Raw genomic sequence first — 26,099 nt, forward strand, 5'->3', positions numbered from 1 at the left:
CGCTTGAACGTGGTGCGCGCCGCCTTGACGGTGGGCACGCTGACGCTCGTTTCGCGTATTCTGGGTTTTGTCCGCGATGCGATGATCGCCGCCGTTCTGGGCGCCTCGGTCCTGGCGGATGCCTTCTTTGTCAGCTTCAAGCTGGCCAATCTTTTCCGACGACTCGTCGCGGAGGGGGCGTTCAACGCGAGCTTCGTGCCGCTCTTCGCCAGGATGCTCGACCGCCATGGCCCGGAGGCGGCAAGACGTTTTGCCCAGGACGTCCTGGCCGTCCTTACTGCCTTTGTCCTTTTGCTCGTCCTTGGCGCGGAATTGGTGATGCCCTGGCTCGTCAGTATTCTGGCCAGCGGTTTTTCGCCGGACAGCCAGCGTTTCGCGCTCGCCGTTGAACTCTCGCGCATCACCTTTCCCTATCTGGCCTTCGTCGCCGTGGGCGCGCTTTTTGGCGGCATCTTGAACGCGCTCGGCCGTTTCGGCGCGGCCGCCGCGGCGCCGATCATCCTTAACATTGTCCTGATCCTGGCTCTTCTCCTCGGCCATCTGCATCCCAAATCGCCCGCCCACGCGCTAGCCTGGGGCGTGGCGGTCGCCGGCGTCATCCAGCTGATCTACATCGTGATCTTCGCCCGTCGATTGGGCTACGGCCTGAGGTTGATGCGTCCGCGCCTCACGGTCGGCGTCAAGCGGCTGCTCTATCTGGCGCTGCCGGGGCTGGTCGGCGTTGGCGTCTACCAAATCAATCTCATCATCGGCACGTGGTTCGCGACGCATCTGCCATCCGGCTCTGTCAGCTATCTCTTCTATGCCGACCGGCTGAACCAGCTGCCGCTTGGGCTGATCGGCGTGGCGCTCGGTACGGTGCTCCTGCCCACGCTGGCCCGCGACCTGCGCGCTGGACGACACGCCGCCGCCATGGAGGCGCAGAACCGGGCGATCGAAGTCGGTATGCTGCTGACGCTGCCGGCTGCGGTAGCACTCGTTATCATCGCCGGACCGATTACCGCGACCTTGTTCGAGCGTGGCGCCTTTGATGCGAGAGCCGCGCAGGCCACGGCCGGCGCCCTCGCAGGTTTTTCTCTCGGCCTGCCCGCCTATGTGCTGATCAAGGTCTTGGCGCCGGTCTTCTTCGCCCGCGAGGATACGCGCACGCCGGTAATCGTCGCGGCGGTCTGTCTTATGGGCAACATCCTTCTGGTCGGCCTCCTGATCGGACCGCTGGCCCATGTCGGTATCGCCATCGCGACCGCTACGACGAACTGGGTGAACGCACTCCTTCTCCTCGTTCTTCTTCGACGCAAGGGCGACTTCGTCTCCGACGCCAGGCTGCGCCGGCGTCTGCCGCGCATGACGCTGGCTGCCATCGGCATGGGCCTGTTCCTCTATTTCTTTCCCTTCGTGGCGCTGCCTGGGCCGGCAGCGCTTCGGCTCATTCTGCTCTGTCTGGGCGGCGGGGCGATCTATCTAGGTCTGGCCCAGCTTCTGGGCGGCACGGACATGCGTGAACTGAAGAGCCAGCTGGCCGGCTAGGGCCGACTTGACGAACGCAGCCGCCGCATGGTCCTAGAGCAGCCTCGCGTTGACGTTATCCCGTGCGAAAGTTGTCCTCTCATGCAGCAGGGTCTGATCTTCTCCGGCATCCAGCCCACACAGGGCGGCCTACATCTGGGCAACTATCTGGGCGCCATTCGCAACTGGGTGATGCTGCAAGAGGAATTCAACTGCATCTTCTGCGTCGTCGACCTGCATGCGCTGACGACGCTCATCGACCCGGCGGCGATGCGTGCCAATACTCGCGAAATGGCGGCTGCCATCATCGCCTCGGGCATCGATGTCGATCGCTCGATCCTATTTGTCCAAAGCAACGTATCTGCCCACAGCCAGCTGGCTTGGATCTTCAATTGCGTGGCTCCCATGGGCTGGCTCAATCGCATGACCCAGTTCAAGGAAAAGGCCGGCAAGGACAGGGAAGGGGCCCCGGTCGGCCTCTTCGACTACCCCGTCCTGATGGCAGCCGACATTCTTGTCTACAAGGCGACGCACGTCCCGGTCGGGGAGGATCAAAAGCAGCATCTGGAGCTGGCCCGCGACATAGCGGCGATTTTCAATCGCAAGTTCGGGGTCGACTTCTTCCCCCAGCCCGAGCCCTTGATCCTGGGCGAGGCCACCCGCGTGATGAGCCTGCGCGACGGTACCAAGAAGATGAGCAAGTCTGATCCCTCCGACATGTCGCGCATCAATCTCGTCGATGATGCCGATGCCATCGCCAGCAAGATCAGGAAGGCGAAGTCGGATGCGATCGAGGGCATCACCTATGATCCGGAAAATCGTCCTGAGGCTTCCAACCTCCTGACGATCTACGCGGCCCTTGATGGGCGGTCGCGCGCCGAAGTCGAGGCAGAAGTCGTCTCGCTGCAATTCTCTGCCTTCAAGAATCGGCTGGCCGATCTCGCCGTCGCGAAGTTGTCGCCCTTGGCCGCCGAGATGCGCCGCCTTCGAGCCGACCCCGGCTATGTCGATTCGGTGTTGGCAAAGGGGGCGGAACGGGCGAACGCCCTTGCCTTGCCGCTTATGCGGGAGATCAACGAGATCGTGGGTTTTCTCGATCCGCGTTCTTAGTCGCTCATGGTTTCGCGCAACCCGGGCCTGCCGGCATTCGTCGCTGCTTGCATCCCGGCCCTCGCTTGCCCATGTGATGAGGACCGACGGAGGGTCATTGATGTTCATCCAGACCGAGCAGACGCCAAATCCCGCGACGCTCAAATTCCTGCCGGGCCAGCCTGTACTCGGCGAAGGCACGGCCGAATTCGACGATCCGCTCGACGCGGAGGCAAAGTCGCCGCTGGCGATGCGCGTCTTTGGTGTCGATGGCGTCAAGAGCGTCTATCTTGGTCAGGACTTCGTGAGCGTCACCAAGCATGAGGGCTTTGACTGGTATCTCCTGAAGCCGGCCGTCCTTGGTGCAGTCATGGAGCATTTCATGTCTGGCGAGCCAGTGCTTTTGGCCGCTACGACGCCCGAGCCTGCCGCCGTCATCGACGATGACGATCCCACCGTCCGGCAGATCCGTGAGTTGATCGATACGCGCGTCCGGCCGGCAGTGGCACGTGACGGTGGCGATATCACCTTGCATGGCTATGAGCGTGGCATCGTCTATCTGCACATGCGTGGCGCTTGCTCCGGCTGTCCCAGTTCCGCGATGACACTCAAGAGCGGCATCGAGAACCTGCTCAAATACTACGTCCCCGAGGTCGTCGAGGTCCGTGCCGTCAACTGAGCCGGACCGGCCGCTGATCGTCGCTTTCGATTGTACGGGCGACACGCTTTCAGCCTGCCTAGGCACGCGAGAAGGCGTGCTCGTCGCTGCGACGGCCGCAGAAGATGCCAATGCCGCAGAGGCGCTCATGCCGCTGCTCGACCGCATGGTTCGCGCACATGGCAAGTGGTCGGATGTCGGCTTGGTGGCCCTGACGATTGGACCCGGCGGCTTTACCGGCGTGCGTGTCGGGGTGGCGACGGCCCGAGCCTTGTCGCTGGCCTTGCCCTGTTCCTTGATGCCGATCGGAACGCTCGAGGCCATTGCTGCCTGTCTGCCGCCCGCTCCGGATCTTTGGGTCGTTAAGGATGTCCGGCGCGGCGAGGTGGTGTTGCAACATTTTCGCGCCGGCCGTCCTTCGGGCGGGCCCGAGCTCTCGAGTGTCGACGCTGCCCGCTTCCGTGTCCTGGCAAATCCGCCTTCGCAGCTGGGCGGCGACGGTGTGGCGCTTCTGGACCTGGGTGGCATCAAGATTGAGGCCGAGGGCGTCCCGGTGGCCGAGGGGGTGTGGCGGGTTGCGTGTCGCCAGTTGGCCGAAGATCGACACCCGGTCGCCGGTACTGCCGTGCGCCCCTTTTATCAACGCGCTCCCGATGCCAAGATCGCGCAAAGATTAAGGCCTCCGCCGGACGTTGATTGATGTTGAGTCTCAGATTGTCGTCGGCCTTGACGATCAAGCCGGTTGGCCCTTTCGACCTGGGCCGTCTGGCAAAGTTGCATCGGGCCTGCTTCGATGATCCCTGGAGCCGGGCCGACCTCGCGCATCTGCTGGCGCTTCCCGGCGGCTTTGGCCTCGTTGCCCGCTTCTATGATCAAGGCCTGGACGGCTTGAGAGGGGTCGGTTTCGCGATTTGCCGCGTCGTCCATGATGAGAGCGAGCTGCTTTCGCTTGGGGTCATCGAGAGCTTTAGGCGCCGGCGGATCGCCAGCCAGCTTCTGCAGGCCAGTATGAGTCGTTGCCTGCGGGATGGTGCCCGCCTCATGTTCCTGGAGGTCGCCGTCGATAATCAATCCGGACAGCGGCTCTATGAGGGCCATGGTTTCGAGTGCGTCGGCACCCGCACTGACTATTATCTCCGACCGGATGGCACGCGCGCGGACGCCTATACGATGCGCTGCGAGCTCGAGACCTCGCTCTCGCGCCTCCAGCTGGCGGCGACCGCCCCCCATTGAGCGCCGGCGGGCTGCCTTACTTCCGCTCGATGACGAGTTCGAGGATCTCCGCCTCCAGGCGCTCCATCGACATGATGCGATGGCCGTGGTCGGCGACGGCTCGGGGGACGTTGATAGCGGCTTCGCCATCGCGCAGCCGGACGTGCAGGACCTGACCCGGTTGCATGGCCTCGAGCCGCAATTTGGTGCGCACGAACGTCATCGGGCAGGTCTCGTCCGTGATGTCGAGAAAAGCACTCATCAAACGCATGCGTCCCGTTATGACCATCGGTCCATCAAGGCCGGGTTAAAGCTGCCAAAGAGGGAGCTAGTCGTTGGACCCGGACCGGAAGCTCGTGCTATACCTCTATCATGGATGCCGGGTGAAAACCCAGGCGGTACCCTCGCGGACAATGATACGGTCTCCTTGACGATATGGATGTTGCGCCCGTTCATCATGCAGAGCGTTTCTAGCGATCATGTCGACTGAACGCCGAAAGCGTCGCGTCTTCGTCAAGACTTACGGCTGCCAGATGAACGTCTACGATTCCGACCGGATGGCGGAAGCGCTGGCGCCTCATGGCTATGAGCGGGCGGAAGCGGCCGCCGATGCCGATCTGGTCATCCTCAATACCTGCCATATCCGCGAGAAAGCGACCGAGAAGGTCTATTCCGATCTCGGGCGGCTGCGTGACCTGCGGAGTGAGCGGCTGGCGCAGGGCGGCGGCGACATGCTCCTGGCCGTGGCCGGCTGCACGGCCCAGGCCGAGGGCGAGGCGATGCTCGATCGGGCGCCCTATATCGACCTCGTCGTCGGCCCGCAGTCCTACCATCGCCTGCCGGAGCTGCTGGCGCGCCGGCAACGCGAGGGCAAAAGCCAACTCGATACCGAGTTTCCCCTCATCAGCAAGTTCGACGAGCTCGTCCGCCACGTCGAGGCGGCGCCTCCATCAGCCTTCCTGAGCATCCAGGAAGGCTGCGACAAGTTTTGCACCTTCTGCGTCGTTCCCTACACACGGGGTGCTGAAGAAAGCAGGCCTGCCGCTGCCGTTCTGGCCGAGGCCCGCATGCTGGTGCAGGCCGGCGCGCGCGAGCTTGTGCTGCTGGGCCAGAACGTGAACGCCTATCACGGCGAGGCGCCGGAAGGCGGCGAGTGGACGCTGGCGCGCCTGATCCGGGCGATGGCCGAGATTCCGGATCTTGCCAGAATACGCTATACGACCTCGCATCCGCGCGACATGGACGCCGATCTGATCCGGGCGCATGGTGAAATCCCAGCGCTCATGCCCTTCTTGCATCTGCCGGTCCAGTCCGGCTCGGACAAGGTGCTCAAGGCCATGAACCGTGGTTACACGGCGGACGATTTTCGCCGTATCGTCGACGCACTACGCGCGGCGCGTCCCGACATCGCGCTTTCCTCCGATTTCATCACTGGCTTTCCGGGCGAGACCGACGAGGATTTTGCCGCCACCATGCGGCTGGTCGAGGATGTGGGCTTCGCGCAGGCCTATTCCTTCAAATATAGCGGTCGGCCCGGCACGCCGGCGACCGGCATGCGCGGCCAGCTCAAGGATGCCGTCAAATCCGAGCGGCTGGCGGTCTTGCAGGCCCTCCTGGAAGAACAGTCGACAGCCTTCAACCGAGCCACCGTCGGTCGCAAGACCGATGTGCTTCTGGAACGGCCCGGGCGCCACGAGGGCCAGCTTATCGGCCGTTCGCCCTGGCTGCAGGCTGTCCATGTATCGGCTGTTGATCTCAAGGTTGGCGACATGGCCACAGTTGAAATTACCGCCTGCCATCCACACAGTTTGGCGGGCGTCCTTGCCCTCGCGTCGTCCCGATCGGCCGCGGCCTGAGAAGGCCATGGCAACGCCTGGAGAACCAGCCTGAAGACCCTTGCTTCCCGCGTCGATCACCCCTCGAGCCACCAGCTCAGCTTCGACGACAACGCGACCTGTGCGCTCTTATTCGGGCAGCATCATCTCAACTTGGCTCGCATCGAGCAGAAACTTCCCGTTAGCATCGTCAGCCGCGGCAACGAGGTTTTCATCCAAGGTGCCTCGGACGAGGATGTGGGGGGAGCGGCCAAGGTCCTGCAGAGCCTCTACGATCAGCTTCGCCGTGGCGGCATGGTCGGTAAGGAGGAAGTCGACGCGGCGCTACGGATGGTCTCGGTGGAAAAGACCGAGAGCGAGCCACTAAACGAAGACCGCTGGCAGATCCGCACCGACCGCAAGGCGGTGGCGCCCCGGTCGCCCAATCAGGCGGCCTATGTCCGCGCCATGGAGCAGTTCGAGCTGGTTTTGGGTGTGGGGCCCGCCGGCACGGGCAAGACCTATCTGGCGGTCGCGATGGCCGTCTGGTTCTTAAAGCAGCGCAAGGTCGAGCGGCTCATCCTATCGCGGCCGGCCGTTGAGGCCGGCGAGCGGCTGGGCTTTTTGCCGGGCGACCTCAAGGAGAAGGTCGATCCCTATCTGCGGCCGCTTTATGACGCGCTCGCGGACATGCTGCCCGAGGGTAAGCTCCAGACTCGGATCGAGCAGGGGCAGATCGAGATAGCGCCGCTGGCCTATATGCGTGGCCGCACGCTCAGCAACGCCTTTGTCATCCTCGACGAAGCGCAAAATACCACGCCCATGCAGATGAAGATGTTCTTAACCCGTCTGGGCGAGAATTCCCGCATGGTGGTGACGGGCGATCCCACCCAGACCGATCTGCCTCCTGGCCAGCCCTCCGGCCTGATTGACGCCATTCCCAGGCTCGAGGGCATCAAGGGAATTGGTCTGGTACGTTTCGAGCGGGGCGACATCGTTCGTCATCCGCTGGTGGCGGAGATCATCGATGCTTACGACGGACGCCCCGTGTAGGAGCGGCTGTCTAGGATGATTTGACAGGATCGGCCCGCACGGGGTGGGCCGGCAAAGCGGAGATCAAGTGCGGGATACCCATCCCGCCTGACCTAAGATGGACAGCGATAGTTCTCACTCTCGATCGGTGACGATCGAAGCTCCAAGGTGGAGCTCGGTCGTCACCGAGATCGAGACCCTCATCGACCGGGCGGCGTCTGCCGCGCTCGATCGATGCCTCGGCGACTTTCTTGGTCCTAAGATGCGGCCGGTCGAGCTCAGCATCCTGCTGACGGACGATGCGCGCATTCAGGTCCTCAACCGCGACTGGCGCGGCAAGGACAAGGCGACCAACGTTCTCTCCTTCCCTGGTGTCGATCCGCAGGAACTCGTCTTTCTGCCGACCGGTGCTCCCGTGCTTCTTGGCGACATCGTGATCGCGCTGGAGACGGTCGAGCGCGAGGCCGCCGAGCGCGGGATCGACATCGAGGCCCATCTGACCCATCTCGTGATCCACGGCGTCCTGCATCTTCTCGGCCACGACCACGAGGATGATGACGAGGCCACCCGCATGGAAGCGATCGAAACCGAGCTTTTGGCCAGGTTCGGCATCGTCGATCCGCACAGCCTGCCGCCGATCGACGAAGACGCCTTCGTCGGAGGCGTGTCATGAAGCAGGTGGCACGTCGCGATGCGCCGCCCTCGTCCTTCCTTGATGGGGTTCTTCGCCGCCTGCGCGATCTCGCCGGCCGTGGCGAGGTCGAGAATGCCGGCTTGCGCGAGACGCTCGAGGAGCTGATCGAAGAGGCGGAGGAAGGCCAGGCCGAGAGCTTCACGACCGAGCAGCGGGCCCTCCTTTTCAATGCGCTCAGCTTCGGCGAGGTCCGGGTCGACGACGTCATGGTCCCGCGCGCCGATCTGGCGGCGGTGTCGGCCGAGGCGCCCTTGGCGACGGTCGTGAAGATGATGCAGAGCTCCGGTCATTCCCGCCTCTTGGTCTTTCGCGAGACGCTCGACGATATCCTGGGGATCGTCCACGTGAAGGATCTTCTGCCCTTCTGGGGCGACGGCGCGGCTTTCGATCTTACAAGCATCGTGCGGCCCGTTCTGGTCGTGCCGCCGTCGATGCGCGTGATCGATCTGCTGCTCGAGATGCGCGACCAGGCCAAGAACGTGGCTATCGTCGTCGACGAGTTCGGCGGTACCGACGGCATCGTGACGGTTGAAGATCTCGTGCAGGAGCTCCTTGGCGAGCTTCAGGACAATCGTGAGCAGGGCAAGGACGGCGAGATCGCCGATCTTGGCAATGGCCACTATGAGGCGGATGCCAGGGTCGACCTGGAGGATCTGGAGGAGCGGTTGAAGACGGAGCTGCTCGGCGCCGATGAGCGCGACGAGGCGGACACGCTGGCCGGGCTGATCTATTCGCTGGTCGACCGCGTGCCGCAGCAGGGCGAGACGATCGTGCATCCGAGCGGCTGGCGTTTCACCGTCGTTGACGGTGACGCGCGGCGCATCAAACGCGTGCGCATTGAGCATGCTCCGTCAGGGGAGGGAGCGGCTCTTTCGTGAGCAGTAAAGTCATCGGAACGGCCGTGCGCGAGCCTTTGGCCGAACGCCAGGCGCGAGGCAGGCCGGTGCTGACCCTTCTGGGCCATGCTGTCCTGGCTCTGGGCTGCGGTGCCGTCGTCGCGCTGGCCTTGCCGCCGGTGAGCCTGCTCGTGGGTCTGCTTGCCTTTGCCGGCTTGCTGGCTCTCTTGCGGCGGACGGCCGGCATCCCCGGCGCTTTCCTGATCGGCTGGTGCTTCGGCTACGGCTATTATCAGGTCGGGCTTTATTGGGTCGCGATCGCTTTTTACACCGATCCCGAGAAGTTCGGCGCGCTAGCATTGCCGGCCGACATTCTGCTGGCCATGGTTTGTGCCCTCTTTCCGGCAGTCGTCACGGCGATTATCGCCTGCAAGCGTTGGCGCCATCCCGTGGCGCAGGCCCTGGCGCTGGCGGCGCTTTGGGCCCTGGCCGATTATTTCCGTGGTCGGTGGGGACCGCAATTTCCCTGGAATCCAATGGCCGTGGTCTGGGCGCCGGTCGACCAGATCCTGCAAATCGTGGCGTGGGTCGGATCACCCGGCCTGACGCTGCTCACCGTCTTTGGCGCGGCTCTGCCCGCAACCGTCTTCGAACATGCCCCGGCAGGGCGCTTCCGTGGCCCGATCCTGGCATTGGTGCTTCTGGGGCTTGCGGCGGCATTCGGCGAAGCGCGCCTCAAGCTGGTGGCCGCGCCCGCCGAGACCGGCCAGAGCGTGCGCCTCGTCCAAGCCGCGATCGATCAACAGCGGAAATGGGACCCAGCCCTGCGCGAGCAGTGGTTCCTGCGCTATATCGAGATGTCGAAACAGCCGCCCAAGCCCGGCCTGCCGCCGTTGCGCGCGCTGATCTGGCCCGAAAGCGCCGTTCCTTATGCGATCGATCGTGAGCCGATTGTCAGGGATTATCTGGCTTCCGTCGTGCCGTCGGGCGGGTACCTGGTGACAGGGAGCGACTATTTCTGGGTTGAGAACGACAAGACCAAGGCCAATAATTCGCTTTGGGTCATCGGTGCGGGCGGCAGCGTCTATGGACGCTATGCCAAGGTCGATCTGGTGCCGTTCGGCGAGTTCCTGCCAATGCGCTGGCTGCTTTCGCGGGTCGGACTGCGGAACCTGACCGAGGGCAGCTTCGATTTCCAGCCGGGCCCCGGACGCGTGACCATGTCGCCTCCCGGTCTGCCGCCCTTCAGCCCGCTGATCTGCTATGAGGCGATCTTTCCGGGCGAAGCCGTCGCTGCCGATGCGCCGCGGCCGGCGTGGCTCTTGAACATCACCAACGATGCCTGGTTCGGTGACAGTGCCGGTCCCTATCAGCATCTGGCGATGGCCCGCACCCGATCAGTCGAAGAGGGGCTGCCGCTGGTCCGAGCCGCCAATACGGGGATATCCGTCGTCACGGACGCCTATGGCCGGGTCCAGGCAGAGCTTCCCCTGGGCGTCCAGGGAGTCCTGGACGCCCCCCTGCCCGGCGCATTGCCGGCGCCGCTTTACGCCCGGCATCTCTGGCTGCCGCTGGCGCTTGCCCTGATCTCCGTAGCCGGGGCGCTCCTGGCCGATCGCAGGCCGGTGCGCGCGACGAGGCGGATGATCTGACCCTTGACGCGTCCGCATGGCTCCGGCACATGCGGACGGCTTGACCGCGGCTATCGGCATAAAGCAATCTGCATATCGATATGGGTCAGCGTCGTCTTTCCAAACTTGGGAAGGCGTGTGGGACGAGGTGGCCGTAGCGGCGACTTGAATTCTCGACCTAGCGCATGGGATCAATAGGCATGGCCGCTTCCGATTATCTGTTCACTTCCGAGTCGGTGGCCGAGGGCCATCCAGACAAGGTTTGCGATCGCATCTCCGATGAGATTGTCGATCTCTATCTGGGTGAGTTCCCGCAGGCACGTGTCGCTTGCGAGACGCTGGCGACCACGAACCGGGTCGTGATTGCCGGTGAGGTGAGGCCGGGACCTCAAAGCAACATCACCCACGAGCAGATTGAGCAGGCGGCTCGTAAGGCGATCAAGGATATCGGCTACGAGCAGGAAGGCTTTCACTGGCAGAAGGCCAGGATCGACATTCTTCTGCACGAGCAATCCGCCGACATCGCGATGGGCGTCGACAGCTCGGAGAAGAAGGATGAGGGTGCTGGCGACCAGGGCATCATGTTCGGTTTCGCCTGCAACGAGACGCCCGAACTGATGCCAGCCCCCATCTTTTATGCCCACGAGATCCTCCATCGTCTGGCCGAGAAGCGCCATTCGGGCGAGCTCGCGATGCTGGGACCGGACGCCAAGAGCCAGGTGACGCTGCGCTATGTGTCGGGCAAGCCCGTCGGTGCCACCTCGGTCGTGCTCTCGACCCAGCATCAGGAAGGTCTCACCCCGGCCGATATCCGCGAGATCGTACGGCCGACCATCGCCTCCGTGCTGCCCGAGGGTTGGATGCCGCCCGAGGATGAGCTCTACGTCAATCCGACCGGGAATTTCGTCATTGGAGGCCCGGACGGTGATGCCGGCCTGACCGGGCGCAAGATCATCGTCGACACCTATGGTGGCGCGGCACCGCATGGCGGCGGCGCCTTTTCCGGCAAGGATCCCACCAAGGTCGACCGTTCGGCGGCCTATGCAGCACGCCATCTGGCAAAGAATGTCGTGGCGGCCGGTCTCGCCGACAAATGCGTGATCCAGCTGTCCTATGCGATCGGCGTCGCCAAGCCACTGTCGATTTATGTCGATACCTACGGTACCGGCCGCGTCGACGAGGGGCGCCTCGGCAAGGTGCTGAACGAAATCATGCTGCTCAGCCCGCGTGGCATTCGCGAGACGCTGAAGCTGAACCGGCCGATCTATGCGCGCACCTCCGCCTATGGTCATTTCGGACGGCCGGCGGAAAGCGATGGTGGCTTCTCCTGGGAGGCCCTGACCCTTGTCGACGAACTCAAGCGCGCCTTCAACTAGGCAACCTGTGGCGTCATGACCGAGATGGAGTCGCCGGCGTCGCATCCGGAGCGCCAGCGGCGCCAGATCTATGGGCGCCGGGTCGGCGTCAAGCTAAAACCGGCTCAGCAGCGGGCGATGGCGGAGCTGCTGCCGTTGCGACGCTTTGAGGTAACGGCCGAAGACGGGCTTAAGCCTCGAGAGCTCTTCGCCGCCGATATCAAGAGCGTCTGGCTGGAGATCGGCTTTGGTGGCGGTGAGCATCTGGCCGCCACGGCGGCAGCTCACCCCGATATCGGCATTATCGGTGTCGAGCCTTTCCTGAACGGCGTCGCCAAGCTGATGTCCGTCTGCCAGGCGCTGGACCTCCCGCATGTTCGCGTCCTCATCGACGATGCGCGCTTGCTCTTGAAGGCCTTGCCGGATGCGAGCCTTGGCCGGGCTTTCGTTCTGTTCCCCGATCCGTGGCCGAAGCTTCGGCATCATAAGCGGCGCATCGTCAATCCGGAGACGGTGGCCGATTTTGCCCGGGTGATCGAGCCTGGCGGCGAGCTTCGCCTTGCCACGGACGATCGCGATTATGGCCAGGCGATGCTGGCCACCCTCCTTGCCTGCGAGGCGTTCGAGTGGTTGGCCGCCACCGCCGATGACTGGCGATTGCCTTGGGCCGGCTGGCCCGGGACACGCTATGAGGCCAAGGCGGCCCGCGCTGGCCGCGCGCCGATCTATCTGCGTTTTCGCCGGCGTCTAGCAAACGAATTGTAACGAGAACGCTTGCGTCCCCTTGCGACGCGCGTCATAAGAAGCCACCTCTTAACGAAACGGCGTCGGGGGTGGGTTGCAGCCCGCTCCCTTTGTCGTGTTCGCTGGATAACTTGTTTCAACCCTGTGAAGCATCCTTCGGGGCTGCGTTCTAGAGGCCGACGATTAGCGCCTTCGATACGATCACGCCGCTGATTGAGCCGACTGTCCGGGCCATGGGCTTTGAGATCGTCGCCGTGCGGATGCATGGCGGCAATCGTCCGCGGCTACAGGTGATGGCGGAGCCCCTTGACCGGAATAGGCTCATGACGGTCGATGATTGCGCCGACATCAGCCATGCGGTCTCGGCCATCCTTGACGTTGCCGACCCGATTGGTGGAGCCTACACGCTCGAGATCAGTTCGCCTGGTATCGACCGGCCCCTTACCCGGCTGGAGGATTTTACCAGGTTCGTTGGTGAACGGGTGCGGATCGAGGTCGAGCCTCCCTTGGACAATCGGCGTCGCTTCGTGGGGCTTTTGCGTGGTGTACGCGAGAGCGATGTCCTCGTCGATGTCGAGGAGGGTGGGCCGGTGGCGTTGCCTTTCCCGAGCATCAGGAAGGCCAAGCTTTCGGTCGCATTCGAGCCACCGGCAAAACCAGGAAAGGTTGCCGGTACAGGAGGGCGCAAAGGCTCTCCCAAGGGCGTCAGGGGAAAGACTGGCGCGGTTGGGGATTCGGCTGCCGCGAGTGGTCGGGCCAAGCACAAGGAAGAGAAGGATGGAGCTTAGCTCTGTGATGGGCCGCGCCGAACTCGTCCGCGTGGCGGAGGCGGTGGCGCAGGAAAAGGGCATCACCACGAGCGAGGTGATCGAGGCCATGGAGCAGGCGGTGCAGACCGCCGCGCGCCGTAAATATGGCCAAGAGCACGAGATCGTCGCGGAGATCGACCGGCGCACGGGCGAAATCAAGCTTTATCGCGAGCTTGAGGTGGCTGACGAGGTCGAGGACTACGCGCGTCAAATCTCGGTCGAGGAGGCGCGCGAACGCAATCCAGCGGCGCAGACTGGTGACGTTATCCTGGATCCGCTGCCGCCCATCGATCTCGGCCGCATCTCGGCGCAAAGCGCCAAGCAGGTGATCGTGCAGAAGGTGCGCGACGCGGAGCGCGAGCGCCAGTATAACGAATATAAGGACCGGATCGGCGAGATCATCGTCGGCGAGGTCAAGCGCGTTGAGCATTCGGGCGTGCTGGTCGATCTAGGTCGTTCGGAAGCAATCGTCCGCCGGGATGACCTGATCCCGCGTGAGAGCTTCCGCACCAAGGATCGCATCCGAGCCTATATCTACGATGTCCGCCAAGAGATGCGCGGCCCACAGATCTTCCTTTCGCGTACGCATCCCCAGTTCATGGTGAAGCTGTTCGAGCAGGAGGTGCCGGAGATTTATGACGGCATCATCGAGATCAAGGCTTGCGCTCGCGATCCTGGCAGCCGGGCCAAAATTGCCGTCATCTCGAAGGACAGCTCGATCGATCCGGTCGGCGCCTGTGTCGGCATGCGCGGCTCGCGCGTGCAGGCGGTGGTGGCCGAGCTCGGCGGCGAGAAGGTGGACATCATCCCCTGGGCCGCGGATCCGGCAACGTTCGTTGTCAACGCCCTGGCGCCGGCCGAGGTGTCGCGCGTGGTGCTCGATCCCGACGCCCAGCGCATCGAAGTCGTCGTCCCTGATGACATGCAGCATATCGCAATCGGTCGTCGGGGGCAGAACGTGCGTCTGGCCAGCCAGGCGACCGGCTGGGCGATCGACATCGTCTCAGAGACCGAGAATTCGGAACGACGCCAGCGGGAATTCCGCGAGGCGACGGCGATGTTCATCGATACCTTGAATGTCGAGGAAGTAATCGCCCAGCTTCTGGCGACGGAGGGTTTCACCTCGCCCGAGGAAGTGGCCTATTGCGAGCTTGAGGAACTAGCCTCAATTCAGGGCTTCGACGAGGAAGTCGCGGCGGCGCTCAAGGAGCGCGCGCAGAGTTATCTCGAGGAGCGCAACGAGGCCTTGGCGGCCGAGGCCAAGGAACTTGAGATCGCCGATGACCTGCTCACCTATGAGCGGCTTGATCTTCCGACTGTCGTTGCGCTTGGTCGCTCCGGGGTGAAGACACTGGAGGATCTGGCGGACCTGGCTGCGGACGAGCTCGTCGAGCAGAGCGGTGAGAGCGGCCTCGACGAGGCAGCGGCGGCGGAGATTATCATGGATGCGCGTGTGCATCTTGGTTGGATTGAGCCTCCGCCAGCAGCCGAAGACGAGGCACTCGAGGGAGACGCAATCGCGAACGCAGACGAGGCAACGAGGGCTTGAGATCGGGCGCGCTGGCTGTGCGGGGGCAAAAATCTGCCTCGCCGTCCCGTCGGGGCGGCAAGCGTCGTCGGGACGTGGCAAGCCGGCAAAGCGCGTCGCGACAGGCCATGATACGCTTCGTGGTTGACCTGGAAGGTCGTCTTATCCCGGATTTGGCAGAGCGACTGCCGGGAAGAGGTATCTGGCTGACGGCGTCACGAAGTGCTATAGAGGCATCGATAGATGGACGTGCCTTTGCGAGAGCGGCCCGACGGGCTGTTCGCGTGCCGCCGTGTTTTCTGAGCGAGATCGAGGCATTGATGCGCCGCCGCTGCGTCGATGGCCTGGGTCTGGCACGTCGTGCCGGGGCTCTTGTGGTAGGGTTCGACAAAGTGGTCGATGCCCTGCAGCACGGGCAGGTCGGGCTGTTGATCATGGCGGCGGATTCGTCGGACGGTCAACGCCGGCGGCTCCTTCCTCTTGCGGAAGGCGTGTCCGTCGCCACCTGTCTGTCTCGCGACGAGGTCGGCGGTGCCGTTGGTCGTGAGGAAGCTACCTACGCCGCTGTGAGTGCTGGAACGCTGGCGCTGCGTCTCGAGAGAGATCTGCGTCGATTGGCCGGTATTCTTGGTGACGTGCCCTCGGAGGGGCCGGCCGAGCCGGTTGGCGAGGACGAGGATGCGGGCCTGTCTTCGGCGAAGCCCTTGGGGGCGGACGCGGAGGACGGGCATTTGCCGATGGCGTCGCAGCGGGTCGAGCCCGATGGGCAGCCGTTGGCAGGCGAAAGCGACGAGCCGGCGCAGTCGGCTAGGATGTTGACCGGGCCCGATGGGGCAAGGTCGGAAAATGAGGACGACGACGCAGCATGAGTGACGCCAAGGGACAAGACAGAAACGCTCGCATAGGGCTGTCTTCCCGGCCGTCCGCGCCCCGGATTGAGCTCAAGAAGACGGTTGAGAGCGGTGTCGTCCGGCAGAGCTTCAGCCATGGGCGCAGCAAGGCCGTCGCGGTCGAGGTGAAGCGCAGTCGCGCCGCGCCATCGGCGCCGGCGCCTGTTGCGGCCAAGCCGGCCCCGGCCACGCCGGTGGCCCGTCAGCCGCAGGTGGCGCCGGCCACACCGGTGAGGACCGATGCGCCGGTGGCCGAGTCCTTCGCCGCTCGTCAGGCGGCGCTGGAGACGGCGCCGCCCGCGGCGCCCGTCATCGAGCCCGAGCCCGTCGAGGCCAAGGCCGTCGAACCCGTTGTGGCACCGGCTCCTGCGCCGGTACCCGAATCAGTCGAGCCATTGGCTCCGGCCGTGGCCGAAGTGCCCGCAGCGCCGGCTTCTAAGGAATCATCGTTGAGTGAAGCTCCGACCGCGCCCGCGGCACGGCCAGTGACAGCGGCGGCAGCGCCGATCGCCAATGCACCCCGCCCGAGCGTGGCGCCCGGTAGTTCCGGTCCCCGCCAGACGGCACCGCCGCCATCGCGGCCGGCGGGCGCGGCTCCGACGCGTCCTGGTGCGCGTCCGGCCGGCAATCAGCAGCGCCGGCCGATGGTCCTCAAGGCCCTGACCGACGATGAAAAGGCGGGTCGTCTGCGGGCCCTGACCGAGGCTCGGCGTTCGGAAGACGATGCGAGGCGTCGCTCGGAAGAGAATTCGCGACGTGTGGCTGAGGAATCGGCCCGGCGTCGCGCGGAGGAAGAGGCTGCCCTCAAGCGCAAACAGGACGAGGAAGCTCGCCGCCGCGCCGAGGAAGAGGTGCGTCGCCGTGCCGAGGAGCAGGCGCGCAAGCTGCTTGAGGAAGGCGAGCGCCGTACCCAGCGTGCCGGCGCCGCGGCGCCGTCTGTGCGAGCCGACGCGGAGCCGGGCGTGCCGGTGGCCCCTCGTAATGAGGAAAAGATCGCCGCTGATCTGGCTCGCCGTGTGGGCAAGCAGCCGCGTGTGCTCGAGACCGACGAGGAGGCCGACGGCCGGCGTGGCAAGGTCGGTGCCAAGGCATCGCCTTCCAAGCGACCCGCATTGGCGCGCACCGATCGCGACACCAAGCGGCCGCTGCGCCCGGCCTTGATCGACGGTGACGAGCCCGAGGAGCGTCAGCGCAGTCTGGCGTCGCTGCGTCGGCACATGCAGAGAGGCCGTCAGACGCAGCAGGTGAGCAGCGAACCGATCCAGCGCGATGTCGTGCTGCCGGAGAGCATTACCGTGCAGGAACTGGCATCGCGTATGGCCGTTCGTGGCGTCGAGGTCGTCAAGGCCTTGATGAAGAACGGCATCATCGCGACGATCAACCAGATGATCGATGCCGACACGGCCGAACTGGTGGTGAGCGAGTTCGGTCACAAGGTCAGGCGCGTCAGCGAGGCCGATGTCGAGGAAGGCATTGACGGGCTCACCGACGAGGCGGGTGACCTGCAGCCGCGTTCGCCGATCGTCACGGTCATGGGCCATGTCGACCACGGTAAGACGTCATTGCTCGATGCCCTCCGGCAGACGAATGTCGTCTCGGGCGAGGCCGGCGGCATCACGCAGCATATCGGCGCCTATCGGGTCGATATCGGTCGTGGCCTGCCGGTGGCGTTCATCGACACGCCGGGCCACGCGGCCTTCACGGCGATGCGGGCGCGCGGTGCTGCGGTCACGGACATCGTGGTCCTGGTGGTGGCGGCGGATGACGGCGTGATGCCGCAGACGGTCGAGGCCATCCAGCATGCCAAGGCTGCCAAGTCGCCGATCGTGGTGGCGATCAACAAGATCGACAAGCCGGATGCCAATCCTGAGCGTGTGCGCACCGAGCTGCTCAGTCACGATGTCGTGCTGGAGCAGTTTGGCGGCGACGTACTGGCGGTCGAGGTGAGCGCGCTCAAGAAGCAGGGTCTGGATAAGCTTATCGAAGCCATTCAGCTGCAGGCCGAGGTGCTCGATCTGCGCGCCAATCCGGCGCGCGAAGCACAAGGTACGATCATTGAGGCGCAGCTCGATCGAGGACGCGGCGTCGCGGCGACGGTGCTGGTGCAAAACGGTACGCTTAAGGTCGGCGACATCGTCATAGCCGGCGCCCAATGGGGCCGTGCTCGGGCGTTGATCGACGATCACGGCGACAATGTGACCGAGGCTGGGCCCGCGACGCCGGTCGAGATCCTGGGCCTGGATGGCGTGCCCGAGGCGGGTGACCGCCTGCAGGTGGTCGACACGGAGAAGCGTGCGCGTGACATCGCCGAATACCGGCAGCGCAAGCGGCGGGAGCAGGCGCAGGTCATCACTGCGGGTAAGAACTCGCTTGAGGAGATGTTCAGCCAGCTCAAGAGCGGTGAGACCAGTGAGTTGCCGGTCGTCATCAAGTCTGATGTGCACGGGTCGCTCGAAGCGATCGTCACCGGCCTCACCAAGCTCTCGACCGACGAAGTCAGTGCCCGAGTGCTGGCTGGTGGCGTCGGTGCCATCACGGAGAGCGACGTCACGCTGGCGATGGCCAGTCGGGGCGTCATCCTCGGCTTCAACGTCCGGGCCAATGCCCAGGCGCGGGAGATGGCCAAGCGCGAAGGAATCGAGATCCGCTACTACTCGATCATCTACGAGCTTCTGGACGAGGTGAAGGCGATCCTTTCGGGCATGTTGAAGCCTGAGGCCCGCGAGGCAATCCTCGGCCATGCCGAGATCCGCGAGGTCTATTCCATCACGAAGGTCGGCAAGATCGCTGGCTGTCGGGTGACGGACGGCATGGTCAAGCGCCATGCACGGGCCCGCCTCCTACGCGACGACGTGGTGGTTTTCGATGGCCAACTGGGCTCCCTCAAGCGCTTCAAGGACGATGTCCGCGAAGTGAAGGAGGGCTTCGAGTGCGGCATGTCGATCGAGAACTATAACGACATCCGGACGGGTGACGTCATCGAGGTCTATGAGGTCGAGCAGATTGCACGAACCCTCTGACCGCGGGGCGATGGGAGCCCGGATTGGGAGCGAGATCGGACGTGCTGGATCTGCCGTAGGACAGCGAGGGACCGGTGTTGGTCCCTCGTTTTACCGCGCTCTGAAGTGCGGGCGGGAGATACGCCATGGCTAGAGGGTCGGCGAGCAGCCACCAGATGGAGCCTTCCCAGCGTCAGCTTCGCGTTGCCGAGCAGATCCGACATCTGCTGGCCGAGGACTTGATGATGGGCCACGTCCATGATCCAAGGCTGGAAGGGACTTCGGTGACCGTCGCCGAGGTGCGTATCAGCCGCGATTTGAAGCATGCGACGGTCTTTACCACCGAGCTCGGCCGCCCGCTCCGCCCGGAGACACTGGAGGCCCTGATCGAGCAGGCGCCGCGCCTGGCAGGCCGGATCGCCCGGCGCATGCATATTAAGTTTGCCCCAAGGCTGCACTTCGTCGCCGATGAGACTTTCGACGAGGCGTCACGAATGCAGAGGCTGATCGACGCCGACAAAGCGAGGCTCGGCCTTGCGCTTTGGCCGGTGGCGGATGCGATCGAGGACGAAGACGATGGCCGGGCGTAGGCGTCGTGGGCGCCCGATCGATGCCTGGCTGGTGATCGACAAGCCCGAGGGCATTACCTCGACGCAGGTCGTGGGCAGGGTGAAGTGGATAACGGACGCCGCCAAGGTGGGCCATGGCGGCACGCTCGACCCGATGGCGACGGGAATTTTGCCGATCGCGATGGGGGAGGCGACCAAGACCGTTCCCTACATCATGGACGCGCGCAAGGCCTACAGCTTTACCGTGCGGTTCGGCGCGGCGACGGATACGGACGATGCCGAGGGGGAGGTGATCGCAACCTCGGCGGAACGACCGAGCGACGACGCGATCGAAGGAGCGCTGCCCCGCTTTATCGGCCTGATCATGCAAAGGCCGCCACGCTATGCGGCGGTCAAGATACAGGGCGAGCGCGCCTATGACCTGGCTCGCAGGGGCGAGGACGTGGTGCTTGAGCCACGGCCGATCCTGGTCGAGAAATTGAAATTCGTTCGGCGGGTCGATGACGACCACGCCGAATTCGAGATGATCAGCGGTAAGGGAGCCTATGTGCGCTCCCTGGCCCGCGATCTGGGCGAAGCGCTTGGTTGCTTTGCCCATGTATCGACCCTGCGGCGCACGTCCGTGGGGCCGTTTGGCCTGGCGCAGGCGATCTCCCTGGAAGCGCTCGATGCGCTCGTCCAGGAGGAGACCTTGCCCCAGGTGCTCGTCTCAGTGGCAACAGCGCTGGCCGGCATCCCGGCGTTTGCTGTCACTGAGCCGCAAGCGCTTCGGCTGCGTTCAGGGCAGTCCGTGCGCGTGGCGCCTCGCCTCGTCGGCGAGGAAGCTCAGGACGGCGTCACCTTGAAGGTGACGCAGGCCGGCGAGCTCGTGGCCATCGCGCGTCTGGACGGTGCGGAACTCAGTCCGGTGCGTGTCTTCAACCTCAAGGGCGCTATGGGCGCCCGGGCTTAGAAAGGAAAGGCCGATGTCGATTACCGCTACGCGCAAGAGCGAGCTCATCAAGGAACATGCCACGCATGAAGGCGACACGGGGTCGCCGGAAGTGCAGGTAGCGATCCTCTCCGAACGCATTACCAACCTGACCGAACACCTAAAAGCGCATCACAAGGACTTCGCCAGCCGGCGCGGTCTCTTGATGATGGTCGGTCAGCGCCGTCGTCTGTTGGACTATGTCCGCAAGAACGACCAGAGCCGCTACCAGCAGATCATCGAGCGCTTCGGCCTCCGTCGCTGAGCTGATGCGGGGCTTTCGGCTATCTGCCTTGAGACCTGCAAGCGATCATGCCCGACGGCACCGACCCGGAAAGGTTAAAAAATGATGTTTGACATCACCCGAAAAGAAATGAACTGGGGCGGCAAGCCGTTGGTCCTGGAGACCGGGCGCATGGCGCGCCAGGCGGACGGCGCGGTCCTGGCCTCGCTAGGCGACACGGTTGTCCTGGCGACGGTGGTTGGCGCCAAGAGCGTCAAGGCCGGCCAGGATTTCTTCCCGCTCACCGTGAACTACCAGGAAAAGGCCTTCGCGGCCGGCAAGATTCCGGGAGGCTTCTTCAAGCGCGAGGGCCGGCCTTCCGAGAAGGAAACGCTGGTTTCGCGCTTGATCGACCGGCCGATTCGCCCCCTCTTCATCGAGGGCTTTAAGAACGAGGTCCAGGTGGTCGCCACCGTCCTGGCGCACGATGGCGAGACCGATAGCGACATTCTCTCGATCATCGCGGCCTCGGCTGCCTTGACGTTGAGCGGGCTGCCGTTCCTGGGCCCCATCGCCGCGGCCAAGGTCGGCCATATCGACGGTGCCTTCGTGCTCAATCCGTCGCGTGAGCAACTGGCCAAGAGCCGCCTCGACCTTGTCGTCGCTGGTACGCGTGATGCGGTGATGATGGTCGAATCGGAAGCTAAGGAGCTCTCCGAGGAGACCATGCTCGAGGCCGTCATGTTCGGCATGAAGTCGTTCGAGCCCGTGATCGATCTCATCATCGACCTCGCGGAGGTGGCCGCCAAGGCCCCTTGGGATGTCGACGTTCCGGATCACGACAAGCTCTTCAAGGCGCTCGAGAAGGCCTATGCCAAGCCGCTGAAGAAGGCTTACGGCGAACCCAAGAAGCAGCTGCGCTACGAGGCCGTGAAGGCCATCAAGGCCAAGGCGATCGAGGAGCTGAGCGGCGAAGGCAAGGAGGATGCTCTCGTCGTCGGTGCGCAGTTCAAGGAACTGGAAGCCAAGATCGTGCGCGGCGCCATCCTCGATACGGGTCGCCGGATCGACGGGCGCGACACGAAGACCGTCCGGCCGATTGAGGCCGAGGTCGGCGTGCTGCCGCGCGTCCATGGTTCGGCGCTGTTTACCCGTGGCGAGACGCAGGCCCTCGTGGTCGCGACGCTGGGCACCGGCCAGGACGAGCAGGTGATCGACTCGCTGGAAGGGGATGTCCGCGAGCACTTCATGCTGCATTATAATTTCCCGCCTTACTCGGTGGGTGAGACGGGACGCATGGGCTCGCCCGGCCGGCGCGAGATCGGCCATGGCAAGCTCGCCTGGCGTGCGGTGCGGCCGCTTTTGCCGGCCAAGGATCAGTTCCCCTACACGATCCGCGTCGTCTCCGAGATCACCGAGAGCAATGGCTCGTCCTCCATGGCGACCGTCTGTGGCACCTCGCTGGCGCTTATGGATGCCGGCGTGCCGCTGCCCCGGCCGGTGGCCGGCATTGCCATGGGCCTGATCAAGGAGGGGGCGAAGTTTGCGATCCTCTCCGACATCCTGGGCGACGAGGACCATCTGGGCGACATGGACTTCAAGGTCGCCGGCACCGATCAGGGCGTCACCTCCCTGCAGATGGACATCAAGATCGCCGGCATCACCGAGGAGATCATGCAGGTCGCGCTCGAGCAGGCGCGGGATGGCCGGCTGCACATTCTAGGTGAGATGGCCAAGGGGCTGGGCCGGCCGCGCGGCGAGATGCGCGAGACGGTTCCACGCGTCATCACGATCAGCATTCCCCAGGACAAGATCGGCGCGGTCATCGGACCGGGCGGCAAGATGATCCGCGAGATCACCGAGACGACCGGCTGCAAGATCGACATCAACGACGACGGCACGGTGAAGATCTCCTCGGCCGATGGCGATGCGGCGCAAAAGGCGGTGGACTGGGTCCGCAGCCTGACTGCAACCCCTGAGATCGGCGTGATCTATACCGGCAAGGTTGTCCGCGTCGTCGACTTTGGCGCCTTCATCAATTTCCTTGGCGGCCAGGACGGACTTTGTCATATCTCCGAGTTGGCGAACGAACGCGTTGGCAAGGTTACCGACGTCGTCAATGAGGGTGATATCGTCAAGGTCAAGGTCCTGGCGATCGACGATCGCGGCAAGATCAAGCTGTCGATGCGCGCGGTCGACCAGGACACAGGTGCCGAGGTGCCGAGGGCGCCCCGCGAGCCACGTTTCGATGATCGTGAACGTGGTAGCGAGCGGCGTGACCATGATCGTCCTGAGCGTGGAGAGCGTCCCGAGGGGCGGCGTCGGCGCGAACGGGCGAGCTAGGCGAGATCACAAAAGGGGCGGACCCCTTTTGTGATGCGTGATCGATCTCACATAGAAGATACTGAACGCCCGTGGCGGGCAACTTCCAGCCACGGGCGTGGTAGACTTTCACCTTATCGAAGTGGACGACCGATATGAGCTGCGTGCAGCCCATGGTCATCTCGGGAGCCGAGGTTTGGCCTCTCGTGGAAGGTGGTAAGGGCGTCGCCGTCAGCGACGGCCGTTCGGCCGGAGCCTGGGCGGCGGCTGGTGGCGTCGGTACCTTCTCAGGCGTCAATGCCGATGTGGTCGATGCGAACGGCGAGTATGTGCCCCTTATCTTCAAGGGGCGTGACCGTCGGGAGCGGCATGAGGAATTGATCGACTACTCGATCAGGGGGGCGATCAGTCAGGCCCGGATCGCGCATGAGACGAGGCGCGGCGAAGGGCGGATCCATATTAACGTGCTTTGGGAGATGGGTTCCTGCGAGCGCGTGCTGACCAGCGTGCTCGACGGTGCAAAGGACTTGATCCACGGCGTGACGTGCGGCGCTGGCATGCCCTATCGCCTGGCCGAGATCTGCGAGCGCTACGGTATCCACTATTACCCGATCGTCTCGTCGGGCCGTGCGTTCAATGCGCTTTGGAAGCGTGCCTATCACAAGGCAGCCGAGCTTCTAGGTGCTGTCGTCTACGAGGATCCATGGCGGGCCGGCGGCCATAACGGCCTCTCCAACGTCGAGGATCCCAAGGCGCCGCAATCGCCGCTGCCACGCGTCCTCGAACTCCGGCGACTGATGCGTTCCTTCGGCCTCGGCCACGTGCCGATCGTCATGGCCGGCGGTGTGTGGCACCTTAAGGATTGGAAGGACTGGATCGGTAATCCCGAGCTCGGGCCCATCGCCTTTCAATTTGGCACGCGGCCGCTTTTGACCCAGGAAAGCCCTATTCCAGACAGCTGGAAACAGCGGATCGCCAATCTACTGCCGGGCGACGTGCTCCTGCACAAATTTAGCCCGACGGGCTTCTATTCATCGGCGGTGCGCAACGATTTTCTAAACGAGCTCGTGGAGCGCTCCGATCGCCAGGTCGAAATCGCCGAGGTGGCTGATCCGGCAAGCGGTAAGGATGCCTTTTTCGCCTATGGCCGCAGCGGCAGCGGCGTGTTCATGCGTGCAGACGATCTGGCGCGCGTGCAGGCTTGGCAGAGTGAAGGCTTTACCCAGCCGATGCGGACGCCCGATAGCACCATGATTTTCGTCACGCCCGAGCGGGCGCGTAACATCCGTCGTGATCAGGCGGGGTGCATGGGCTGTCTTAGCCATTGCTCGTTCAGCAACTGGAAGGATCATGACGACATGACGACCGGCCGCATGGCCGATCCGAGGTCGTTCTGCATCCAAAAGACCCTACAGGATATTGCCCATGGCGAGGGCGATCCCGTCGACAACCAGTTGATGTTTTCAGGCCACAATGTGTACCAGTTTAAGCAGGATCCATTTTACGCCAATGGATTCATTCCGTCGGTGAAGCAATTGGTCCAGCGCATCTTGACGGGTAATTGACATCCTCGCCTACGCCTTGCCCGAGAGTCTGGAACGTTTCCGAATTTGTCTTTATTGACAATACTGGACTATAATGGTCCTATATCCCCCATACCGCAGAGGCGGTCGGCATGCCATATGGCAATGTAGGGGCTCGGATGGAATGCCAGCCGAGCGAAGCCGAGCAAGCGCGTGGTGGAAGGGTTAGAGGTTTGATATGAGTCGAGCGTATGCCAATGCCCTCAGGCAACTCAAGGCGAGTGGTCTACGCCCAACCCGTCAGCGTCTGGCGCTGGCGAAGTTGCTGCTTGAGACGGGCCCCCGCCACGTAACGGCAGAGGAACTCTTCCAGGAGGCGCGCGTGGCCGGCATTCCAGTCTCCCTGGCGACCGTCTACAACACGCTCCACCAGTTCACCAGCGCCGGCTTGATGACCGAGGTCATTGTCGGCAGCGGGCAGAGCTATTTTGATACCAACCCTACCTCGCATTATCATTATTTCGACAAGTCGACGGGCGAGATCATCGATGTGCCCGACGACGCCGTCGAATTCACCCGGCTGCCGGAGCCTCCGGCTGGCAAGGTGATCGATCGGATCGATGTGGTGGTGCGTATTCGGGATGCCGATGACAGCGTCAGGCGCCGTCTTCCGCGGGTGGCTGAGACCCGCTGGGAAGAGATCGATACCGCCGAGTAGGTGCATTCTTTGCCGAGATCGAAACAGTAAAACCCGGCTCGCGAGCCGGGTTTTTTGTTGCCGGACGTCGGTATGGATGATGGTCGATTTCAGGGGGTAAGCGTGGCCTTGGCTTCGGCCAGCACGGCCCGGGTCGAGGGCGGCACGGGCTCCCGGTCAGGATAGACGATGCCGATCGTCTGGGCCCGTTCCTGGTCCCTGATCTGCATCGATTTGACCGCTAATCCGGCCGGCACGAAGGGCAGATAGCTGGCGGGAAAAATGCTGGCCCAGGCACCCGTCTGGAGAAAGGCCGCAAGTGTCACGAACGAGTCGGCCTCGATGCGGGCGTTGACGCCGCTGCCCGCGGCTGAGAGCGCCGCGTCGACGATGCGGCGGTTTTGCATATGCGGGTTGAGCAGGCAGAGATTGGCGCTGGCAGCTTCGCTCCAGGTCACGCTGTTCCGGTCTGGCCACTCGTCGGCCGGGGCCAGGAAGATATAGGTCTCGCTATAGAGCGGCAACGAGCGGAAGGCCCGCAAGGGCTCGTTGTCGAGATAGGTAATGCCCAGATCGAGCTCGAAGCCTTCCAGGCCCTGCTGGATCTGCCCCGAGGTGGCTGACGAGACATCAAGCGATAATTGCGGGTGCTGCGCCAATAGGCGCGCCGTAAGCGGTGCCAGGACCGGAAGGGCCGTCGGCACGGCACCGATCCGCAATCGGCCGACCAGACCGTGTTTGAGGGCGAGGAGTTCCTGCTTCAGGCTTTCCAGATCCGCCAGCGACCGTTGGGCCCACTCAAGAACGCGCAGACCTTCGGGCGTCAGGCCGACGAAACGGTGCCCTCGCATGACGACAGCGACGCCAAGCTCGTTCTCGAGGCTGCGGATGCCGGCCGACAAGGTCGGCTGCGAGACGCTGCACCTGACCGCCGCGCGCGCGAAGTGACGCTCTCGCGCCAGCGCTGTCAGATAGGCCAGTTGGCGGATGAACATTGG

General features: G+C 63.9%; 24 protein-coding genes and 1 pseudogene. 23 read left to right on the forward strand and 2 right to left on the reverse strand.

All coding sequences use genetic code 11. The features are described 5' to 3' along the window. Positions 1–9: 9 nt before the first annotated feature. The 5 genes from murJ (at position 10) to CFB17_RS00845 (ending at position 4,486) form a co-directional block, all read left to right on the forward strand. The gene (murJ, locus tag CFB17_RS00825) at positions 10–1,527 is read left to right on the forward strand and encodes a murein biosynthesis integral membrane protein MurJ (protein WP_243389685.1); all 1,518 of its coding nucleotides are present in this window, start codon (positions 10–12) and stop codon (positions 1,525–1,527) included. An 81-nt stretch (positions 1,528–1,608) separates the two neighbouring features. After that, positions 1,609–2,616: a tryptophan--tRNA ligase gene (gene trpS, locus CFB17_RS00830; protein WP_088559503.1), complete on the forward strand. Its 1,008-nt coding sequence runs from the start codon at positions 1,609–1,611 to the stop codon at positions 2,614–2,616. Positions 2,617–2,716: 100 nt separating this feature from the next. Beyond that, entirely contained in the window at positions 2,717–3,274 is a 558-nt protein-coding gene (locus CFB17_RS00835; protein ID WP_088559504.1) for a NifU family protein, read from the forward strand. Continuing rightward, positions 3,261–3,953: a tRNA (adenosine(37)-N6)-threonylcarbamoyltransferase complex dimerization subunit type 1 TsaB gene (gene tsaB, locus CFB17_RS00840; protein ID WP_088559505.1), complete on the forward strand. Its 693-nt coding sequence runs from the start codon at positions 3,261–3,263 to the stop codon at positions 3,951–3,953. Before CFB17_RS00835 ends, tsaB begins: the two co-directional genes overlap by 14 nt. After that, a complete protein-coding gene (locus tag CFB17_RS00845) occupies positions 3,953–4,486 on the forward strand; it encodes a GNAT family N-acetyltransferase (protein WP_088559506.1) in 534 nt (177 codons plus the stop codon). The genes tsaB and CFB17_RS00845 overlap by 1 nt, the downstream gene beginning before the upstream one ends. Before the next feature lie 16 nt (positions 4,487–4,502). Here the strand turns inward: CFB17_RS00845 and CFB17_RS00850 are convergent, their stop codons facing one another. Further along, positions 4,503–4,727 (reverse strand): sulfurtransferase TusA family protein, encoded by a 225-nt coding sequence (locus tag CFB17_RS00850; protein ID WP_243389649.1) that lies wholly within the window; start codon positions 4,725–4,727, stop codon positions 4,503–4,505. A gap of 217 nt (positions 4,728–4,944) precedes the next feature. Here CFB17_RS00850 and miaB point away from each other — a divergent pair, with 217 nt between their 5' ends. From miaB to irrA, 18 genes and pseudogenes are all read left to right on the forward strand, one after another. After that, a complete protein-coding gene (gene miaB, locus CFB17_RS00855) occupies positions 4,945–6,321 on the forward strand; it encodes a tRNA (N6-isopentenyl adenosine(37)-C2)-methylthiotransferase MiaB (RefSeq protein ID WP_088559507.1) in 1,377 nt (458 codons plus the stop codon). 132 nt (positions 6,322–6,453) lie between these two features. Next, the gene (locus tag CFB17_RS00860) at positions 6,454–7,332 is read left to right on the forward strand and encodes a PhoH family protein (RefSeq protein WP_322112111.1); all 879 of its coding nucleotides are present in this window, start codon (positions 6,454–6,456) and stop codon (positions 7,330–7,332) included. Positions 7,333–7,429: 97 nt separating this feature from the next. Then, positions 7,430–7,984 (forward strand): rRNA maturation RNase YbeY, encoded by a 555-nt coding sequence (ybeY, locus tag CFB17_RS00865; RefSeq protein ID WP_088559509.1) that lies wholly within the window; start codon positions 7,430–7,432, stop codon positions 7,982–7,984. Next, positions 7,981–8,883 carry a hemolysin family protein gene (locus CFB17_RS00870; RefSeq protein ID WP_088559510.1) on the forward strand — a complete coding sequence of 301 codons (903 nt, stop codon included), beginning with the start codon at positions 7,981–7,983 and terminating at the stop codon, positions 8,881–8,883. The genes ybeY and CFB17_RS00870 overlap by 4 nt, the downstream gene beginning before the upstream one ends. Beyond that, a complete protein-coding gene (lnt, locus tag CFB17_RS00875) occupies positions 8,880–10,493 on the forward strand; it encodes an apolipoprotein N-acyltransferase (RefSeq protein ID WP_088559511.1) in 1,614 nt (537 codons plus the stop codon). Before CFB17_RS00870 ends, lnt begins: the two co-directional genes overlap by 4 nt. A gap of 179 nt (positions 10,494–10,672) precedes the next feature. Continuing rightward, on the forward strand, positions 10,673–11,848 hold the full coding sequence (gene metK / locus CFB17_RS00880; RefSeq protein WP_088559512.1) for a methionine adenosyltransferase: 1,176 nt from the start codon (positions 10,673–10,675) through the stop codon (positions 11,846–11,848). A 15-nt stretch (positions 11,849–11,863) separates the two neighbouring features. Continuing rightward, positions 11,864–12,592, forward strand: a complete 729-nt coding sequence (trmB, locus tag CFB17_RS00885; protein ID WP_088559513.1) for a tRNA (guanosine(46)-N7)-methyltransferase TrmB — start codon at positions 11,864–11,866, stop codon at positions 12,590–12,592. A 191-nt stretch (positions 12,593–12,783) separates the two neighbouring features. Then, on the forward strand, positions 12,784–13,359 hold the full coding sequence (locus CFB17_RS00890; protein ID WP_279311694.1) for a ribosome maturation factor RimP: 576 nt from the start codon (positions 12,784–12,786) through the stop codon (positions 13,357–13,359). After that, positions 13,349–14,929, forward strand: coding sequence for a transcription termination factor NusA (nusA, locus tag CFB17_RS00895; RefSeq protein ID WP_088559515.1), 1,581 nt, complete (start codon positions 13,349–13,351; stop codon positions 14,927–14,929). The genes CFB17_RS00890 and nusA overlap by 11 nt, the downstream gene beginning before the upstream one ends. A gap of 74 nt (positions 14,930–15,003) precedes the next feature. Beyond that, a pseudogene (locus CFB17_RS20020) lies at positions 15,004–15,180 on the forward strand (YlxR family protein); the annotation flags it as partial. A 48-nt stretch (positions 15,181–15,228) separates the two neighbouring features. Then, the gene (locus CFB17_RS00900) at positions 15,229–15,777 is read left to right on the forward strand and encodes a L7Ae/L30e/S12e/Gadd45 family ribosomal protein (RefSeq protein WP_243389651.1); all 549 of its coding nucleotides are present in this window, start codon (positions 15,229–15,231) and stop codon (positions 15,775–15,777) included. Beyond that, a complete protein-coding gene (infB, locus tag CFB17_RS00905; RefSeq protein ID WP_088559517.1) occupies positions 15,774–18,818 on the forward strand; it encodes a translation initiation factor IF-2 in 3,045 nt (1,014 codons plus the stop codon). Before CFB17_RS00900 ends, infB begins: the two co-directional genes overlap by 4 nt. 125 nt (positions 18,819–18,943) lie before the next feature. Then, positions 18,944–19,387 carry a 30S ribosome-binding factor RbfA gene (gene rbfA / locus CFB17_RS00910; protein WP_088559518.1) on the forward strand — a complete coding sequence of 148 codons (444 nt, stop codon included), beginning with the start codon at positions 18,944–18,946 and terminating at the stop codon, positions 19,385–19,387. Then, a complete protein-coding gene (gene truB, locus CFB17_RS00915) occupies positions 19,374–20,318 on the forward strand; it encodes a tRNA pseudouridine(55) synthase TruB (protein WP_088559519.1) in 945 nt (314 codons plus the stop codon). The genes rbfA and truB overlap by 14 nt, the downstream gene beginning before the upstream one ends. Before the next feature lie 13 nt (positions 20,319–20,331). Then, complete coding sequence (gene rpsO / locus CFB17_RS00920) at positions 20,332–20,601, forward strand: 30S ribosomal protein S15 (RefSeq protein WP_088559520.1); 270 nt, start codon at positions 20,332–20,334, stop codon at positions 20,599–20,601. A gap of 84 nt (positions 20,602–20,685) precedes the next feature. Continuing rightward, on the forward strand, positions 20,686–22,902 hold the full coding sequence (gene pnp / locus CFB17_RS00925) for a polyribonucleotide nucleotidyltransferase (protein ID WP_088559851.1): 2,217 nt from the start codon (positions 20,686–20,688) through the stop codon (positions 22,900–22,902). Positions 22,903–23,036: 134 nt separating this feature from the next. Continuing rightward, entirely contained in the window at positions 23,037–24,446 is a 1,410-nt protein-coding gene (locus tag CFB17_RS00930; protein ID WP_088559521.1) for an NAD(P)H-dependent flavin oxidoreductase, read from the forward strand. Positions 24,447–24,642: 196 nt separating this feature from the next. Then, on the forward strand, positions 24,643–25,122 hold the full coding sequence (gene irrA, locus CFB17_RS00935) for an iron response transcriptional regulator IrrA (protein ID WP_088559522.1): 480 nt from the start codon (positions 24,643–24,645) through the stop codon (positions 25,120–25,122). Between the two features lie 89 nt (positions 25,123–25,211). On the opposite strand, the gene CFB17_RS00940 is transcribed toward irrA, so the two are convergent. After that, entirely contained in the window at positions 25,212–26,096 is an 885-nt protein-coding gene (locus CFB17_RS00940; RefSeq protein ID WP_088559523.1) for a LysR family transcriptional regulator, read from the reverse strand. Positions 26,097–26,099 lie beyond the last annotated feature (3 nt).

Source organism: Arboricoccus pini (assembly GCF_900187945.1).
Classification (GTDB): Bacteria; Pseudomonadota; Alphaproteobacteria; order Geminicoccales; family Geminicoccaceae; genus Arboricoccus; species Arboricoccus pini.